Here is a 17768-nt window from a genome sequence, read left to right on the forward strand (position 1 = left end):
TTACCTGAGAGAAGCGAAAGGCAAATCCACATTCACTCTACTCTCTACTCTTCTTCAAATTGTTTAACTTAGCTACTGCTTCTTTTATTTTATCCTGAAGTTTTCTAGTCTCATCAATTATTTTATTTAAATCTTCATTTATTAATTTCCTATCCTTCATTACTACTTTACCATTTACCATTGTCATACTTACATTATGAGGATAAGCAGAATATACTATTGCTGAATAATAATCATATATTGGCTGCATATTAGGACAATCTGTGTCAATTATTATAACGTCTGCCTTCTTGCCAATTTCTATAGATCCTATAACATTGCCCATTTCTATTGCCTTTGCACAACTTATAGTTCCAAGCTCTACAGCTTCTAAGGAAGTTCTTCCATTTCTAGCACCTGTAGCTATTTTCTGAATTTTAGTATATTGATCGAGTAAATTAATTATATCAAGGTGATTTCCACTCATAGGTCCATCTGTTCCAAGTCCTACTTTTATGCCTCTTTCTATCATGTTAGGCACTGGTGCTACTGGCCTTGCTGCCTTTGCATTAGCTGCCACATTGTGTATAACTCCAACATCATGCTTAAGCATAATTTCCATATCATCCTCAGTTGCATAAACAAGATGAGCTCCAATAACCTTGCTGCTTAAAAAATTTATATCCTCCAAAAACTTTACAGGAGTACAATTATACTTTTCTTTAAATTCTTCCATTTCAAAATCCATTTCAGATATATGCATTAATATTGGCACTTTATGTTTTTGTGAAATTTCCTTTATTTTTCTTAGATGTTCTTCATCAACAGAATAAGTTGCATGAGGGGCAAGCGCTGGCGTTACTAGTTCATCATTTTTCCACTTCTCAATAAATTTCTCCGCATATTCCATGGAACCATAGGGTTTATTTGAATCAGGTGATGGCTTATTAATTATAGTTTCTCCTGCAATTGCCCTAATTCCCATTTCCTTTGCTGCCTTAGCAACCTCATCCTCAAAATAATACATATCAGCAAAAGTAGTTACACCGCCCAAAAGCATTTCTGCAATACTGAGTTTTGCACCTACTCTTACTAATTCTGCATCCACAATACTATCCTCTAATGGAAACATATATCTTCTAAGTCTATCAGGTATGTCTTCACCTAAGCTTCTAAATACAGACATAGAAACATGAGTATGTCCATTAATAAACCCTGGCATCACAATTCCATTTTTAGCATCTATTTTTTCCTCATAATCATATTTACTAAGCAATTTGCTGTCACCTATATCAAATATTTCAGAGTCTTTAATTACTAATACTCCATTTTCTATTATATCTCTATTTAAATTCATAGTTACTATAACCGCATTATATATACATTTATATGACACTATTACATCTCCCTTATATTAATTCGCTAAATAAAAATATTGCAAACCAAATACAGAGTAGAGAGTAAGGAGTAGAGAGTAGAGTGAAGGATGATTTTTCTCCGCTGAGCTTAGAAAAATCTAAAACTTATTGGGCGCAAAGCGCTTAAAATATAGTGTTCAGCGCAGCTGAAACTATTAAGTTCTAATATTTACCTAAGAGTAGCGAAAGGTAAATCCACATCCACTCTACTCTTTACTCTCTACTCTCTACTCTGGGTTTTGCTTCGCATTATTTATAAACTAAACTGTTAGAAAAAAACAGTCTCTTTATTAATTTATGCTTTTTTGTTTTCTTGCTTTTTCCTTCTTGTCGTGTACAATAGATAATACAATAAAACCTATTATTGTAATTATATATGGGGTCATTTGAACAAGCTCTACAGGAACCTTCAATTTTTGAAAATAATTAGCAAGGGTGTCCGAGGCACCAAAAAGCAGTGAAGCAAAAAGTGAGCCTACACCAGTATTTCCTGCTATTTCTCTAGCTGCTAAAGCTATATATCCTCTTCCTGAGGTCATATCTGTAGAAAACCATGAAACATACCCCATTGACAAGTATGCACCACCAATAGCTGATAGTATGCAGCTTAACATTAGAGCAATAAATTTAATCTTAATAACCGGAATTCCAACAGATTCAGCCGCCTCTGGTGCTTCACCGACAGCTTTTATTCTAAGTCCCAAAGAAGTTTTGTTAAATAATATTTCAATCAATATTACGCATATAATGCCAATATATACAACAATGTTTTGTCCAGATATTATTTTTCCAATTACAGGTATTGAATTAATTATAGGTATATCAATATTAGGCAAAACCTTGCTATGTAAAGATGTAGATATACCCTTATCACCTGTTAGCGTAGAAAGTAAAAAGGTAGTACCACCACTGGATATTATATTTATAGCTATACCTGTAAGAATTATATTAGTTTTAAGCTTAAATACAAAATACCACATTACTATGCTAATAATCATTCCAGAAGCAATAGCTGCAAGAATTCCTATCCAAACACTACCAGTATACGCACTAAAAATTACGCCCATTAGTGCACTTGTAAGCATGGTGCCTTCAATGCCTATATTTATTGCACCTGCTTTACTTGCTATTACAGCTCCCAAAGTAGCAAAAAGAATAGGCGTAGAATCTCTTATAACTGCAGTCACAAATGAAACTTTAAAAATCATGCTAAGTAATGAATGCATATTAAACTACCTCCTTTTTGCTGCTTAGATATTTTTCCTTGGCTAATTTATTTTCCTTCTTTTCCTTTAAATATGATAAAAATCTTTCAGCTGCAATTAAAAGTATCATAATGCCCTGTATTATAGATATAATTTGACTGCTAACATCTGATCTTCTTGACATGATATCAGCTCCAACTCTAATATATGACAAGAAAAACGCAGCTAAAGGAACATTTTTAGGGTTATCTTTGGCAAGCAAGGCTATTATAACTCCATCCCACACATAGGAAGGGTCTGTATCCCATGAAAAGCTTGTATACATTCCTGACATTTCTACAGCTCCACCAATTCCTGCAATGGCTCCCGCTATAAATTGAGATACTAGTATAACCTTAATAGTATTTATTCCTACATATTTTGCAAATTTTTGATTATCTCCAACAGCTCTAACCTCATAGCCCCATTTAGTCTTATAAATATATACATAACATAAAATTACAGCTATAATTGCAATTATAAAACCTAAATGAAGTCTAGTTCCTTGAATTAATATAGGAAAAGAAAAAGTGCTGTTAAATGTATATGATGAAAATTGACCTGCTTTTGGATCTCTTAAATAATAACTAATTAAATATAAGCCAAAAAAATAGAAAACATAGTTTAGCATTAAAGAAGATACAAGCTCATGTGCTTTCCATTTTATTTTAAGAATTGCTGGTATGATTCCAATTATACCTCCAACAACTCCTGCAATAATTAGAGCAAACAAAGGATGAACTATAGATGGAAGTGCCAATCTAACAGCTATAAATGAAGCAACTACAGCTCCCATATAAAAACATCCATCAGCACCAAAACTAAAATAACGTGCTTGATAAGTTATGCATAAAGATAAGCCTGTAAATACCAATGGAATCATCATCTCAAGAATATTAGAAAAATATCTAAGCTTTTCTAGTGGCCCAAAAATCAAACTTCCAATAGCTGCAGCGGGCATCTTACTAGTAGCAAAAATTATTATAGTTGAAACTAGCAATGCTATTAAAATTGCCATTATCGTTCTAAACTTATCAAATAAATTAAGTTCAATTTTTGATTTTTCTTTAATCATTAATAGCCCTCCTTATTTCATCTTCTGATTGTTTTTTAACTCCAAGCATGTAGAGACCAAGCTCCTTTTCTGTAACTTCTTTAGCATTAGAAAAATACCCTACTATTTCCCCATTATTCATAATGATAAGAGAATCACTTAAAGACATAACTTCATTCAGATCAGCTGAAATAAGAAGTATACCATTGCCCTTGTCCCTCATTTTGATTATATTTTTTCTTATAAATTCAATGGCTCCAACATCTATTCCTCTTGTTGGTTGGTTTACTATAAGCAAATTAGCGTTATTACTAAATTCCCTTGCTACAACTACCTTTTGAATATTACCACCAGACAAACCTTTTACTTTGGTTTTTTCACTATCTGTCTTTATTATAAAATCATCAATGAGTTTTTTAGCAACTTCCTTAATTTTTTTGTAGTTAAGCAAAAATAATCCTTTATTAAACTCTCTACTTTTATATCTATCTGAAATTAAATTTTCTTCCACACTTAAATTAGGTGCAATACCAGTACTCATTCTATCTTCTGGAACATGAGCAACTCCAATATCCCTAATTTCCTTTATGCTCATTGCTTTAATATCTTTATTTTTTATGTAAACACTTCCAGTAGCAGCTTTGGTTAAACCTGTTATTATTTCTACCATTTCAGTTTGTCCATTTCCTTCAATTCCAGCTACTCCTACTATTTCGCCTTTTCTAACAGAAAATGAAACATCATTTACAACTAATTTTCCAAATTCATTTACATATGAAATATTATCAACCTTTAATAAGGCTTCCTTAGGTTTACATTCAGACTTTTCCATATCAAGCTTAACATCTCTTCCTACCATTAGTCTTGATATATCATCCTCTGATACTTCGTCCACATTATATACTCCCACTGATGTTCCATCTCGCATTATAGTAAGCCTGTCGCATATTTCTTTTATTTCCTGAAGCTTATGAGATATAAAAATTATTGTATGTCCTTCTTTTTTTAATATCATAAGCTGTTTAAAAAGTTCTTCTATTTCTTGAGGCGTTAACACTGCTGTTGGTTCGTCCAATATTAATATTTTTGCTCCTCTATACAAGGCCTTAAGAATTTCCACCTTTTGCTTCTGTGATACAGATATATCCCTAACTTTGCTTTTAGGGTCAACTATTAAGTTATATTTTTTAGATAATTCCTCAGTCATTTCTATTGCCTTTGCTTTATCAAGAAAGATGCCTTTTTTAACCTCTTTACCAAGCACTATATTTTCTGCTACTGTTAAACTTGGAACTAACATAAAATGTTGATGAACCATGCCTATACCAAGTTCAATAGCATCATCCGAAGAATTCATTTCTACTTTTTTCCCTTTTAAATATATACCACCCTCAGTTGGTTTTTTCATTCCAAAAAGCATTTTCATAAGCGTTGATTTTCCTGCTCCATTTTCACCAACTAAAGCATGTATTTCTCCTTCATTTAATGAAAAATTAACCTTATAGTTAGCAACAACGCCATCTTCATATATTTTTGTAACATTGTCCATTCTCAAAATTTCTGCCATTCAATTTCACCTCTTTATAAAAATATTTAGTTATAAAGCCAGCATATAGCTGGCTTTATAATTATTATTTTGCAGATTGTCTTACTTTCGCTAATTGATCGCTACTCATACCATATGCACTATCTATTTTTATTTGACCTGAAGCAACCTTCTTTTGTACTTCATCCATTTTAGTTCTTATATCCTGTGGTACCAATTTTTCATAATAAGAATTATCAGCAAGTCCTAATGCTTTTTCTTTCAAGCCAAGATTTTCTGTTTTTCCTTTAGGAAGCTTTCCAGCCATGTACATATCAACAGCTCTTAAAAGTGTGTTATCAACTCTCTTTAAAGCTGAAGTTAAAATCTTGTTAGCTTTATCTGGAGTACTTGAAAATAATTCAGCTTGATCCGAATCAACTCCTATAACATATTTGTTTGCTGACTGTGCTGCATCTATTTGACCAAGTCCTGCTCTTCCAGCAACATTAAAACCTATGTCAACACCATCATTTTGATATTGAACTAAAGCCAGCTCTTTACCCTTTGCTGCATCAGTGAAGGATTGTGTAAATGAGTAATCAACCTTTATAGCTTTATCAATATAATGTGCTCCCTCAATATATCCAACTAAATAATCATTAATAAGTGGATTATCCATAGCACCAACAAATCCTATTTTTTTATCTGGATTTATATTTTTCATATCAGTTTTAGTTGTAACTTGTGCTGCTAAAGCTCCAGCAAGAAAAGCAACTTCATTTTGCTTATATGTAATTGTGTAAACATTGCTCAAACCTTTTATTTTGTTATAATCAACAGAAGTATCAAAAACTATGTAGGTTTGTTTAGGGTATTTAGGTGCAACCTGCTCTATAGGTTGTTTCATATTAAATGTACCTGTTATTATAACATCATATCCATCCTCTGATGCATCCTCAAGTCCAGGAACAAACTTAGTTTTATCAGAACCTAATTCAATAGTTTTTACTTGAACCTTGCTTCCATATTTTTTCTTTATAAGATTCATTCCTTCTTGAGATGAATCCTGGAAAGACTTATCTCCTAAATTTCCTGCAACCAGTAATAGAATTTTTGTTACCTTTTTATTGCCATTATCATCTTTTGTTGTTTTTTGTCCAGCATTGTCACACGCTGAAAAGGCAAATAAAAATATTAGTAGCAATATTGTCGAAATTATTCTTTTGTTTAACTTTTTCACAAAACGTCCCCCTCTAATTTCAAATTTATTTAATACTCATTAAAAATATTATCACATTTTTATTTGCATGTAAACATTATGTGGAATTTTGTGCATTATATTCGTAAAAATCTAATTATTATATGGATTTTCATTATTATTCCGCACTAATATTCGTATTAATCTTTATACCATTAAGAATTTAGCATTATATAACTTTTTTATTATTTATGGTATTATTATCTTATTAAATTTTAAAGTAAAAAAATTAGAAGGTGATTAAAATTAAAGATTTATTATGTGAAATATTGGATGGCATAAAAGATGATATTTTTAATATTGGTGACAATATTTTTAAGCATCCAGAACTAGGCTTTAAAGAATATAAAACTTCAAAATTAGCATGTGAATATTTAAAAGGTGCTGGTATAAATGTTAAAGAAAACTTATCAATAACCGGCTTTAAAGCCTCCTTAGGTTCTAAAAAAAATATAAACATAGGCTTAATTGCAGAATTAGATGCTGTTCCTACATATGGTCATAAATATTCCTCTGATGACATGAATGCTGCTCACTCTTGTGGACATTCTAATCAAACTGCAATAATGCTTGGAGTAATGAGAGCCTTAAAAGAAAGTAAAATTTTAGATGAATTGGGAGGAAAGGTAACACTGATAGGAACTCCTGCAGAAGAATTTACAGATTTTGATTATAGAAAAAATCTGATAAAGGAAAATAAAATTAGCTATATGTCCGGTAAACAAGATATGATTAAAAATGGAGTTTTTGATGACATAGATATTATTATATCCTGCCATACCATGGGTGGTATAGAAACTCCAATGGCAGATGTAAATTCATCACTTAATGGCTTTATATTAAAAAACATTACTTATTTGGGAAAGGCTGCTCATGCTGGTGCCGCACCGCACCTTGGTATAAATGCTTTAAATGCTGCTGTAATAGGCCTCTCTGCTGTTAATGCACAAAGAGAAACTTTTATTGATGAAGACAATATTCGAGTTCATGGAATAATTAAAGAAGGAGGGCAAACTATAAACTCTGTACCTGAAAAAGTAGTAATAGAAGCCTACGTTCGTGGTAACTCATGGAACTCTATCGTTGATGCTAATAGCAAGGTTGATAGAGCCTTTAAGGCTGGAGCATACGCTGTAGGTGGCAAATGCATTATAGAAAATACTATAGGATACCTTCCTTTTGAGCAGTGCTCTCCTTTATCCAGCGTTCTAAAAAATAATATGGCAAGCTTAATTGGAATAGAAAATATAATTGATGGTAAAAAATCCATGGCATCTGGAGACATTGGCGATTTAGCCACTATAAAACCTACAATTCAATTTGGTTTCAGCGGCTTCACCGGAAATGTTCATGGTTCTGATTTTGATATAGTAAATAATGAACTTGCTTATTTAATTCCTGCTAAAGCAATTGCAATGACTATATATGATTTATTGAAAAATAATGGCGAAGAAGCAAGCAAAATTATAAAAGAAAGTAAAACAAAATTCACAAAAGAAGAATATATTAAAAGCTGGCTCGAAAATAAAGAAATTTAATTAAGCTTATACAATTTAAACTTTTTAATAATATAAGTTGTTCCTACTGTTACCCATAATATTATAAAAAAGTATCTTATACCTGCAAACACTTTTAAATTGGGCAAAACAGCTTTTAAGCCTAATTCTAAAATTACATATCCTATTACTGCAATTAAGATTTTTATCATATTTTGTGTAACAGAGGCCTTCTCATTAAATTTTATAAAATTTTTTTCTATTAGGTATCCTATAAAAAATCCAACTATAGAGCCAAATTGTTTATATAAATCTAAGTCCCCATAGGCTATTGTTACAATAAGTGATACTGCTATCAATATTAACAATCCACAAATTCTAGTTTTAATTTCTTTACAGTCAAAAATTCCATTTACTATAAACATACACAACACTCCAAATACAAATCCAAAAAACACATCAACTGGTCTATGCACACCTAAATAAAGTCTTGATAATGCTACACTAATTATCATTATAAAACCTAAAATGTATATCCACCTTTTTTTTATATTTTTCATAAGATTTGTCCAAAGCACAGAAGCATTTTGAGTATGTCCACTTGGAAACGAATATCCTCCAGCAGTCTCTAATCTTAAGGATCTTACTCCACTTGTACCTATTGGTCTTGGAACTTTAAATATGTTTTTCACAATGCTATTAATAGAATTACTAAAAAGACTTGCAAACCCCAGCCTATATCCCAAATTTTTGTTTATACATAGATAAATAACAAGTATTGCTCCAATAGAAAAATACTGCTCTCCCGTCATAGTTATGGATTCTGCTAGTTTATCCAAAAATGGATTAGAAAATTGCTGTAAAAATTTTATTATCGTTATGTTAAAATCCGCTGTTAAAATATTTGCTATCAAGTATTAGTCCTCCTAATTTTATAACTAATACTATATATAATACCTTAATGATTTCACAATGTACAGAACTTACTATATCTATGTATAAAATAAACACACAACTGTTGATAATAAATATAAAAGGATAAATATAAACATAAATATTTATCCTTTTATATATTTATTATCTTTTAACAAGTTCTCTTATCGCCATTTTATCAACTAGATTATCAATTTCTTTAAATGCCTTCTCTAAGGCTTCATGTTTTCCAACTGATGGCATGTCAACACCTTCAACCAAAAGTTTTTCAAATTTATCTATGCCTACAAATTTAAATATATCGTGAAGATAATTAGCTCCATGATCTATTTTCCATGAAAATATTCTAGGATACGTTCCACCAGAAGATTGAATGTAAAGCATTTTCCTTTCTTTATCATCTAATAAACCTCTAACTTCTTCCGGGGTAACTTTAATAGCTTTATTATTCTGTATTACACAATCAATATACATTTTTAATCTTGGTGGAAAAAGTGAACTCCACATAGGTGCTGCAATAACATAAACATCTGCACTTATAAATTGATTGCAAAGCTCGTTTATTCTGTCTACTGCTTTCTTATCCTCCTCAGAAAGAGCCTCGTAATCACTTCCAGAAACAATATCACCTCTTCCTTTAAAATACCTATGGTTAAGTTCTGGTATGTATTCATTACATATATCCAATTCTTCAACCTCATATTCTGGATATTTCTTAATAAAGCTTTTTATAAATTGCCTCCCTACAAATTTACTTGTTGACATCTCTTCCGGCTTTGTATTTACAGGAATATATAATAATTTCTTCATAAAAAACACCTCCTTAAAAGATATCTTTTCTTAATAAATCTAAAATTATTCTAAAAATTTGAGTATACCACACTGATATGGATAGACAACATGAAAGATTAAAATTAGCACTGACAAATTGATCCTCATAAACTAAAATTTAATTGGTTACAAAAATTCACGCTTAAAATTCCGTAGGAACGGAGGAATTTTTTCCTTGCACTACCGTGGAAACTAAAGAACAATGCTGAAGGAACAGTTTAAAAGAATTCTAATAAATCTTGATAAAAAAACCTAAAATCCTTAGATGTTTCAATCTGTTTGAGCCAAAGGCGAGTTATTGAAATATCTTAGAATTTTAGGTTTTTTTCATCTTAGATTTATAGAATTATTTTAATGCGACGAAGCATTGTTACTTTGCTCTTTTTTTATTTTTGCACATAAGCTTTGGTGAAATACAAGACATCCATTGGAGTTCTGTAGGTGCCTTTAACATAATTCTTCATAGCTGAAACAATGTTGTATTCGTATAGAGGTACAATTGGCATATCTCTCATTAAAATATCTTCTGCTTGATGCATTTCAGAAAATCTCTTTGTAGTATTTGTTTCACTTTTAGCAGCTGCAATAAGCCTATCATATTCTGCATTGCTGTATCCAACAACATTATTTCCACTAGTACTTACCCACATATCTAGAAAAGTCATTGGATCGGCATAATCTGCAGACCAACCATTTCTTGCTATGCCAGTGTATGTGCGTTTAGTTGTTTCATCAAGTTGAACTTTTCTTTCAACACCTCTAAGCGTTATATTAATATTCAAATTTTTCTTAAGCATCGCTTGAACAGCTTCAGCAATATCCTTATGGTTAGAACCAGTATTGTAGATTAATTCTATAGTAGGAAAACCACTGCCATTTGGATAACCAGCCTGTGATAATAAACTTTTAGCCTGTGATATATCTCCTTTTGATGGATAATAATCTTTTTGTTTAAAATCCTTTCCGTTATTTTCAACCATACCTCTAGGAACAAAGCTTGTTGCTGGATACTGTCCTGCCTTTGTTACATTCTTAACCAAAGCATCTCTATCAATAGCTAGTGAAATTGCTTTTCTAACCCTAACATCATTCATGGCCTTAGCCACTGCTGGGTTAAGCTTTGCCTTTGGATCTAAGTTAAAGCTATAATAGTAATTTCCTATGTTAACATAAGTTTTTGCTTTTCCCTGCTTTAAAAGTGAAGGGATTTGCTCTGCTGGAGGTGTATCGATTATATCAATCTGCCCCGATTGATATGCTGACATATAACTCGTTGGATCATCTAAAACTGTATAAGTAAGATTATCAAGTTTAACTTGAGATTTATTCCAATAATACGGATTCTTTACAAACTCAAGTTTATCCTTTTGTTTCCAACTTTTCATTTTAAAAGCTCCATTAGAAACATAAGTTGAACCGTTTAATGCCCAATCTTTTGGATGTGCAGTTATAACATCCTTTCTTAATGGCATATATGTTTGAAATGCCAACAAGGATAAGAAATATGGTGTTGAATTTTCAAGATCCACATTAAGAGTATAATCATCTACTGCCTTTACTCCAACTTGATCTGCTGTAGCTGCTGCAACACCAGGAGTCTTTTGAGCTGCTGGAAGCCCACTTTCATTGTATCCCTGACCATTTTTCAAATAATAAAGCTGATAAGCATAATCAGATGCTGTTTCTGGAGCTAAGGCTCTCTTCCAGGCATACTCAAAATCTTTTGCAGTTACAGCTTTACCATCTGACCATTTTGCATCTTTTCTTAAATGAAATACATAGTGCTTACCATCAGCTGATATGTCCCAGCTCTTTGCCACACCTGGATATGCCTTATTATTTACATCAACATCTGTAAGACCTTCAAAAGCATTGGCTATTACAGTTCCTCCTTCAACAGAACTATTTAATCCTGGATCTATTGTTTTAGGATTAGCACCTAAATTATACCTTATAATTTGCTCTGCAGTTTTGGGATTAACCTTACCTGTACTCGTGCAACCACTTAAAAATGAAGCTGCCATAAAAGCCGACATAGCAATAGCCCCAACTTTTGATATTTTAGTTCTTAACATTACTTTACCTCCTCATATTTTAATGTAATAGAGCCCACAATATACTTAATTATTTAAAACTTTTAAATTTCTATATTTATTGTTTCCAAATCTGCCTTTAATTTATGCATGCTTGGCATATATTGAAGGTATTATTTTAAAATATGTATTGAATGCAAAAATAAATGCACAGTTCACAGTTGCCAAGGAATTGTGAATTGCGCATTTTAAAGATAAACCACCTTGAAACTTGAAATGGCTAACACCAAATTTATACTACAAAGCCAACATTTTACTCAGAGTACAGAGTACAACTTTCAGAGTACAGTGAAGGATGATTTTTCTCCGCTACGCTTTGAAAAATCTTAAACTTAATGCGCCCAAAACGCTTAAAATATAGTGTTTAGCACAGCTGAAACTATTAAGTTCTAAGATTTACCTGAGCGTAGCAAAAGGTAAATCCACCTTCACTGTACTCTGTCAGTTGTACTCTGAGTCAACTTCCAGTTTGTAGGGATAAATTTGGTATTGGTAATTTAAATCTTTCATGTTGTCTATCTATAATATAGATTACATGCAACCATGTGGCCGCCACCAGCATCCTTAAGTTCAAAATTTCCTTCTCTACATTCAGGCTTAGCATATTTACATCTACTACTGAACCTACAGCCTTTTGGTGGATTTATAGGTGACGGTATTTCTCCTTCAAGTACTATTCTTTTATTTTGTGCTGCCATGTTTGGATCTGGAACCGGTATAGCTGAAAGAAGCGCTTTCGTATATGGATGCAGTGGATTCTTATAAAGCTCGCTGCTATCTGCTAATTCAACCAATTTTCCTAAATACATAACACCTATTTTATTTGATATATGCTTAACCATAGACAAATCATGAGCTATAAACAAGTAAGTAAGTCCTAAATCTTCCTGCAAATCCTCAAGCATATTTACAACCTGTGCCTGTATTGACACATCAAGTGCTGAAATTGGCTCATCACATACAATAAATTCTGGTTCAACTGCAAGTGCCCTTGCTATACCAATTCTCTGTCTTTGTCCACCAGAAAACTCATGTGGATATCTATTAGCATGATCTGGATTTAATCCAACTCTATTTAATAAATACTGAACCTTTTCATACTTTTCACTTTTGCTCATTAATTTGTGAATTTCTATTGGCTCTCCTATTATATCTCCAACCGTCATTCTTGAATTTAAGGATGCATATGGATCTTGAAATATCATTTGCATTTTTCTTCTATAGGAAAGCATATCTTTATTTTTAAGTTTAGCTATATCCTTACCATCATAGATAATTTCACCACTCGTTGGTTCATAAAGCTTCAAGATAGTTCTCCCAGTAGTTGTTTTGCCGCACCCAGATTCTCCAACAAGACCTAAAGTTTCACCTTTTTTTATACTAAAAGAAACATCATCTACTGCTTTTACGTAATTTTTTTTAGTTGAAAGAATGCCTTTATTAATATTAAAAAACTTAGTAAGATTTTTCACCTCAATAAGCTTATTATTTTTCTCCATCAGCTTCACCTCTTTCAATATTGCGTTTAACTTTTGGTGCATTAGGATGGTTAAGCCAGCAGCTAGAATAATGTCCCTCGTTAATTTTATATTGTTCAGGCTTATTCTCGAAACATATTTTCATAGCATATTCACATCTTGCTGCAAAGGGGCATCCTTTTGGAGGAGCTAATAAATCTGGAGGCGTTCCTTCAATTGGCTTAAGCCTTTCCTTTATATCAAGTTTAGGATTTGGAATACTTCTTAAAAGTCCCCAGGTGTAAGGATGGTTTGCATTATAGAAAATATCCTTAGAACTTCCACTTTCAACTACAACCCCACCATACATAACATTTATTCTGCTGCATACATCTGCTACAACTCCTAAATCGTGAGTTATAAGTATAATTGACATATTTAGCTTTTCTTTAAGTTCTTTCATAAGCTCTAATATTTGAGCTTGAATTGTAACATCAAGTGCTGTGGTCGGTTCATCCGCAATTAATAATTTAGGTCCACAAATAAGTGCCATTGCTATCATTACTCTTTGTCTCATTCCACCAGAAAACTCATGTGGATATTGTTTAATTCTTTTTTCCGGACTAGGTATACCAACTAAACCAAGCATCTCTATAACCTTTTTCTTTGCTTCGCTTTTGCTCATCCTTTTATGCTTAATTAAAGGTTCACTTAACTGATCTCCAACTGTGAGTACTGGATTTAGGGAAGTCATAGGATCTTGAAATATCATTCCTATTGAATTTCCTCTTATTTTTTCCATATCTTTTTCAGAGAGCTTAGTTAGATCCTTTCCTTCAAACAAGACTTCACCAGTTTTTATTTCACCGTTGTTATCTAAAAGACGCATAACCGTCATCATTGTTATGCTTTTTCCACTTCCAGACTCACCAACAATTCCTATTGCTTCGCCTTTATATAAATCTATAGTAACTCCTCTTACAGACTGTACTTCACCCATATGTGTATGAAAGGATGTGTGTATATTATTAATTTGAAGTAGTTTTTCCATATTCTCCTCCTACTTTCTCATTTTTGGATCTAATGCATAGGTTAGTCCATCTCCAAGCAAATTAAATGCAAGCATTGTGAGACATATTGCTAAGGCTGGAAAGAACAATTGATATGGATATAATTGATAGCCTCCTAAAGCATCAGATGCTAAACTACCCCAGGATGCAAGTGGTGGTGCTATTCCAAGACCAATAAAGCTTAAAAAGGCTTCTTGAAATATTGCATCTGGTATTGAAAGTGTCAATGTTACGATAATTTGTCCTAAACAATTTGGGATAAGATGCTTGAGAATTATCCTCATATCAGAAGCACCTATGGTCTTTGCTGCTAAAACAAACTCTTGTTGTTTTAACGACATAATTTGTCCCCTAACAATTCTTGCCATAGTAACCCAAAAAGAAATTGTTAGTGCTACTATTATACTTTTCAAACCAGGTTTTAAAACAACCATTATAAGTATTACGTATATCGTCATTGGTATAGCATATATTGCTTCAACAATTCTCATCATGATGTTGTCGACAATTCCGCCAAAATATCCTGATATGCCACCATATATTACTCCAATAAAAATACTAAGTAAGCTGGCTACAAGGCCTATAATAAGCGATACTCTAGCACCTTCAAGCACTCTTACAAATAAATCTCTTCCAAATTTATCTGTACCAAAAAAGTGAGATAAACTTGGTCCAAGATCCGCTGAATTTAAATCTTGAGCTGTATAATTATATCTTGATAACATCGGTCCAAATATTGCCGCCAAGGTTATTAGTATTATAAAGCTTAAACCAAGCATTGCCATTTTATCTTTTTTAAGTCTCCTAACTACATCCTGCCAGTAGCTCAAACTTGGTCTTTCAATCTTCTCTAAACTTTTTTCTTCTTTAGGCACAACTTCAAACATATCTTTAGAAAATTCCATTTGTGCTCCTCCTAATCCTGTAATTTGATTCTTGGATCGATAACAACATATAATAAATCCACTATTAAATTTGCAACTATTAAAAATGCACAGAAAAATACAGTTACGCCTAGAGTTGTCGTGTAATCTCTATTAGATATACTTTGTACAAACTCTCTTCCAATTCCAGGAATTCCAAATACACTTTCTATTACAAAACTTCCAGTAAGCAAGCCTGCTGTAATTGGTCCAAGATACGTTACTAAAGGAATTAATGAATTTCTAAGCACATGCTTTAAAACAATTTTACTTTTTGCGAGTCCTTTAGCTCTTGCAACTCTTACATAATCTGTTCTTATAACTTCAACCAAGCTAGAACGTACTAGTCGTGCAATAAATGCCATATAATATAATCCAAGAGCTATTGACGGCATTATGTAATTTGAAGGTTTGTCCAATCCTACTGCTGGTAATATTCCAAATTTCACGGCAAAAAGATATATCAAAACTGGTGCTAATATCATACTTGGAACAGCAACCCCCACAGTAGATATCATCATACAAATATTATCTAAAAGTTTACCTTGCCTAAGTGCTGCAACTATTCCAAGAATTAATCCCATTGTAAGCGCAAATAAAACCGCACAGGCTCCAACTTTTAAAGATGCTGGAAATGAATTTCCTATAACCTGATTAACTGTAAGTCCTTCTGTAGTCATAGAAGGTCCTAAATCTCCATGTACTAAATCCACAAGATATTTTTCATATTGAACTCCTAAAGGTTTATCTAGTCCATATTTTATATTTAGATTTTGTTCCACAGCTGGTGGCAATTTTCTATCTCCAGTAAACGGACCTCCAGGAATAGCATGCATTAAGAAAAATGTTACTGTTATTACGAAGAAAATTGTAATAACACTTGAAATCACTCTCTTTAAAATATACTTAAGCATTTTGTCCCTCCAATTTTTTATTCTTTTGTGCTATTTTGTAATTATAAAGTTATATTTGCTATACACAGAAATTTTATTCAAACTTCCTACTTTCAAGCTAAAATTATTGCTCATATACTTATTTTTAAATAAATAATATTTTTAACAATTTGTCATTAATTTGTTAAAAACAATTCTAAATATGCAATTATTTATTAGGTACGTTTATATCCTACTATTATTTTATAATTTTCTCAATATGGTTCTATTTCCAACGTGTTAACCATTTTCACATGCTAGATTTATTTTCCAAATATGACTTTTTTATGGATAGACAAGATGAAATATTGAAACTGCTAATACGAAATTCATCCTGACAAATGGAAAATTGATTCAGGGTACAGTGATGGTAAACAAAGATATATTTGCAAATCTTGTAAGAAAGCTTTTACTGACTTCACTAATTCTGCAACCTATAAAAGTAAGAAAACATTGGATAAGTGGCTTAAATATGCTAAGTGCATGATTAATGGTTACTCTATTAGAAAAAGTGCTAAAATCGTAGAAATTAACATAGCAACAAGTTTCTTTTGGATACATAAAATTCTCAATTGTATAATCACATTTTTAGGTAAAGGGTATGCTGATGGTGTAGTTGAAGCAGATGAAGTATTCTTTGCTAAAAGTTTTAAGGGTACAAAGCCATCTAACATGCCAAGGCACTCTCACAAAAGAGACAAACATAAAGAGGGATTATATCATATTCAACAAATTAATGCTCTTCATAGCAATTTAAAGAGATGGATGAATAGATTTAATGGTGTTGCAACAAAATATAATATATAATTAACTGGAAAATAAATTGTAATTTACAGGAGGAAATATGATGAATTATAGAAAAGCAGATATTAAAGACATACCTTTACTTGTGAGTATTAGAAAGAAGCAACTCATTGATGAAGGTATAGAGCCCAATATTGATATTGATAAGGAATTGATGAGATATTTTAATAACAAACTGGCTAATAATTCATTAGTTGAATGGATTGCAGAAGAAAATAACCAAATTATAGCTACAGCTGCTATTGCATTTATTGATTTTCCACCAACATATACTAATAAAACTGGAAGAAAAGGTTATATAACTAATATGTATACAGAACTGACTTCTCGTGGTAAGGGTATAGCTACAGGAATGTTAGATAGGTTAGTAAATGAAGCAAAGGAACGAAACATTCATAAGATTTGTTTAGTAGCATCAAAACTTGGAAGACCTGTCTATAAAAGATATGGATTTCAAGATACAGATGAATGGTTGGAATTGAATTTATAAGTGTAAATTCCAATTTATCGTTCAGGTAATTCATAACATTCTTTTATTGAGTCTTATAGGTGGACAATCCCACCTATAATTTTTTTAGGCTATATTCAACGTTATATTAAAGCATAGCCTTATAAATAAAAAAATAGCCGTTCAGATACAAAACGACTATTTTTTATTTGGTTTTTGAATTATTCTTGAGAAATCTAGTTTATTGTTCTCAAATCACATGGGCTGACGCCCAAACCCCCAGCCTAATTTGACTAATTT

The 17768-nt window shown here is 31.9% G+C and carries 14 protein-coding genes and 1 pseudogene; 3 read left to right on the forward strand and 12 right to left on the reverse strand.

Annotated elements, in window-relative coordinates; genetic code table 11:
- Positions 1-37 precede the first annotated feature (37 nt).
- The 5 genes from ACJDT4_RS00695 to ACJDT4_RS00715 all read right to left on the reverse strand — a co-directional run bounded on the left by ACJDT4_RS00695 (position 38) and on the right by ACJDT4_RS00715 (position 6463).
- Positions 38-1375 carry an amidohydrolase gene (locus tag ACJDT4_RS00695; RefSeq protein WP_406785603.1) on the reverse strand — a complete coding sequence of 446 codons (1338 nt, stop codon included), beginning with the start codon at positions 1373-1375 and terminating at the stop codon, positions 38-40.
- A gap of 312 nt (positions 1376-1687) precedes the next feature.
- Complete coding sequence (locus ACJDT4_RS00700; protein WP_406785604.1) at positions 1688-2623, reverse strand: ABC transporter permease; 936 nt, start codon at positions 2621-2623, stop codon at positions 1688-1690.
- A gap of 1 nt (position 2624) precedes the next feature.
- Positions 2625-3716, reverse strand: a complete 1092-nt coding sequence (locus ACJDT4_RS00705) for an ABC transporter permease (RefSeq protein ID WP_406785605.1) — start codon at positions 3714-3716, stop codon at positions 2625-2627.
- Positions 3709-5262, reverse strand: a complete 1554-nt coding sequence (locus ACJDT4_RS00710; RefSeq protein WP_406785606.1) for an ABC transporter ATP-binding protein — start codon at positions 5260-5262, stop codon at positions 3709-3711. Before ACJDT4_RS00710 ends, ACJDT4_RS00705 begins: the two co-directional genes overlap by 8 nt.
- Positions 5263-5326: 64 nt before the next feature.
- Positions 5327-6463 carry a BMP family ABC transporter substrate-binding protein gene (locus tag ACJDT4_RS00715; RefSeq protein ID WP_406785607.1) on the reverse strand — a complete coding sequence of 379 codons (1137 nt, stop codon included), beginning with the start codon at positions 6461-6463 and terminating at the stop codon, positions 5327-5329.
- Between the two features lie 254 nt (positions 6464-6717).
- Here ACJDT4_RS00715 and ACJDT4_RS00720 point away from each other — a divergent pair, with 254 nt between their 5' ends.
- Positions 6718-8019, forward strand: coding sequence for an amidohydrolase (locus ACJDT4_RS00720; RefSeq protein WP_406785608.1), 1302 nt, complete (start codon positions 6718-6720; stop codon positions 8017-8019).
- Here the strand turns inward: ACJDT4_RS00720 and ACJDT4_RS00725 are convergent.
- The 7 genes from ACJDT4_RS00725 to ACJDT4_RS00755 all read right to left on the reverse strand — a co-directional run bounded on the left by ACJDT4_RS00725 (position 8016) and on the right by ACJDT4_RS00755 (position 16198).
- Positions 8016-8891, reverse strand: a complete 876-nt coding sequence (locus ACJDT4_RS00725) for a phosphatase PAP2 family protein (protein ID WP_406785609.1) — start codon at positions 8889-8891, stop codon at positions 8016-8018. The genes ACJDT4_RS00720 and ACJDT4_RS00725 overlap by 4 nt on opposite strands.
- 163 nt (positions 8892-9054) lie before the next feature.
- Positions 9055-9720: an FMN-dependent NADH-azoreductase gene (locus ACJDT4_RS00730; protein WP_406785610.1), complete on the reverse strand. Its 666-nt coding sequence runs from the start codon at positions 9718-9720 to the stop codon at positions 9055-9057.
- Between the two features lie 407 nt (positions 9721-10127).
- Entirely contained in the window at positions 10128-11816 is a 1689-nt protein-coding gene (locus tag ACJDT4_RS00735; RefSeq protein WP_406785611.1) for a peptide ABC transporter substrate-binding protein, read from the reverse strand.
- A 533-nt stretch (positions 11817-12349) separates the two neighbouring features.
- Positions 12350-13333 carry an ABC transporter ATP-binding protein gene (locus ACJDT4_RS00740; RefSeq protein WP_406785612.1) on the reverse strand — a complete coding sequence of 328 codons (984 nt, stop codon included), beginning with the start codon at positions 13331-13333 and terminating at the stop codon, positions 12350-12352.
- Positions 13320-14342, reverse strand: a complete 1023-nt coding sequence (locus ACJDT4_RS00745) for an ABC transporter ATP-binding protein (RefSeq protein WP_406785613.1) — start codon at positions 14340-14342, stop codon at positions 13320-13322. The genes ACJDT4_RS00740 and ACJDT4_RS00745 overlap by 14 nt, the downstream gene beginning before the upstream one ends.
- A gap of 9 nt (positions 14343-14351) precedes the next feature.
- Complete coding sequence (locus ACJDT4_RS00750; RefSeq protein WP_406785614.1) at positions 14352-15266, reverse strand: ABC transporter permease; 915 nt, start codon at positions 15264-15266, stop codon at positions 14352-14354.
- Positions 15267-15277: 11 nt separating this feature from the next.
- On the reverse strand, positions 15278-16198 hold the full coding sequence (locus ACJDT4_RS00755; protein WP_406785615.1) for an ABC transporter permease: 921 nt from the start codon (positions 16196-16198) through the stop codon (positions 15278-15280).
- Positions 16199-16582: 384 nt separating this feature from the next.
- On the opposite strand from ACJDT4_RS00755, the pseudogene ACJDT4_RS00760 reads away from it, so the two are divergent.
- A pseudogene (locus tag ACJDT4_RS00760) lies at positions 16583-17014 on the forward strand (IS1595 family transposase); the annotation flags it as partial.
- 49 nt (positions 17015-17063) lie between these two features.
- Positions 17064-17510: a GNAT family N-acetyltransferase gene (locus ACJDT4_RS00765; RefSeq protein WP_406785616.1), complete on the forward strand. Its 447-nt coding sequence runs from the start codon at positions 17064-17066 to the stop codon at positions 17508-17510.
- Positions 17511-17768: the final 258 nt, after the last annotated feature.

The sequence above is a fragment of the Clostridium neuense genome (assembly GCF_045310695.1).
GTDB lineage: Bacteria > Bacillota > Clostridia > Clostridiales > Clostridiaceae > Clostridium_S > Clostridium_S neuense.

Excerpts from the sequence above, each read along its gene's own strand:
- ACJDT4_RS00700 (WP_406785604.1), bottom strand. The coding sequence starts at position 2,623 with ATGCATTCATTACTTAGCATGATTTTTAAAGTTTCATTTGTGACTGCA.
- ACJDT4_RS00705 (WP_406785605.1), bottom strand. The coding sequence starts at position 3,716 with ATGATTAAAGAAAAATCAAAAATTGAACTTAATTTATTTGATAAGTTT.
- ACJDT4_RS00710 (WP_406785606.1), bottom strand. The coding sequence starts at position 5,262 with ATGGCAGAAATTTTGAGAATGGACAATGTTACAAAAATATATGAAGAT.
- ACJDT4_RS00730 (WP_406785610.1), bottom strand. The coding sequence starts at position 9,720 with ATGAAGAAATTATTATATATTCCTGTAAATACAAAGCCGGAAGAGATG.
- ACJDT4_RS00735 (WP_406785611.1), bottom strand. The coding sequence starts at position 11,816 with ATGTTAAGAACTAAAATATCAAAAGTTGGGGCTATTGCTATGTCGGCT.
- ACJDT4_RS00740 (WP_406785612.1), bottom strand. The coding sequence starts at position 13,333 with ATGGAGAAAAATAATAAGCTTATTGAGGTGAAAAATCTTACTAAGTTT.
- ACJDT4_RS00745 (WP_406785613.1), bottom strand. The coding sequence starts at position 14,342 with ATGGAAAAACTACTTCAAATTAATAATATACACACATCCTTTCATACA.
- ACJDT4_RS00750 (WP_406785614.1), bottom strand. The coding sequence starts at position 15,266 with ATGGAATTTTCTAAAGATATGTTTGAAGTTGTGCCTAAAGAAGAAAAA.
- ACJDT4_RS00755 (WP_406785615.1), bottom strand. The coding sequence starts at position 16,198 with ATGCTTAAGTATATTTTAAAGAGAGTGATTTCAAGTGTTATTACAATT.
- ACJDT4_RS00765 (WP_406785616.1), top strand. The coding sequence starts at position 17,064 with ATGAATTATAGAAAAGCAGATATTAAAGACATACCTTTACTTGTGAGT.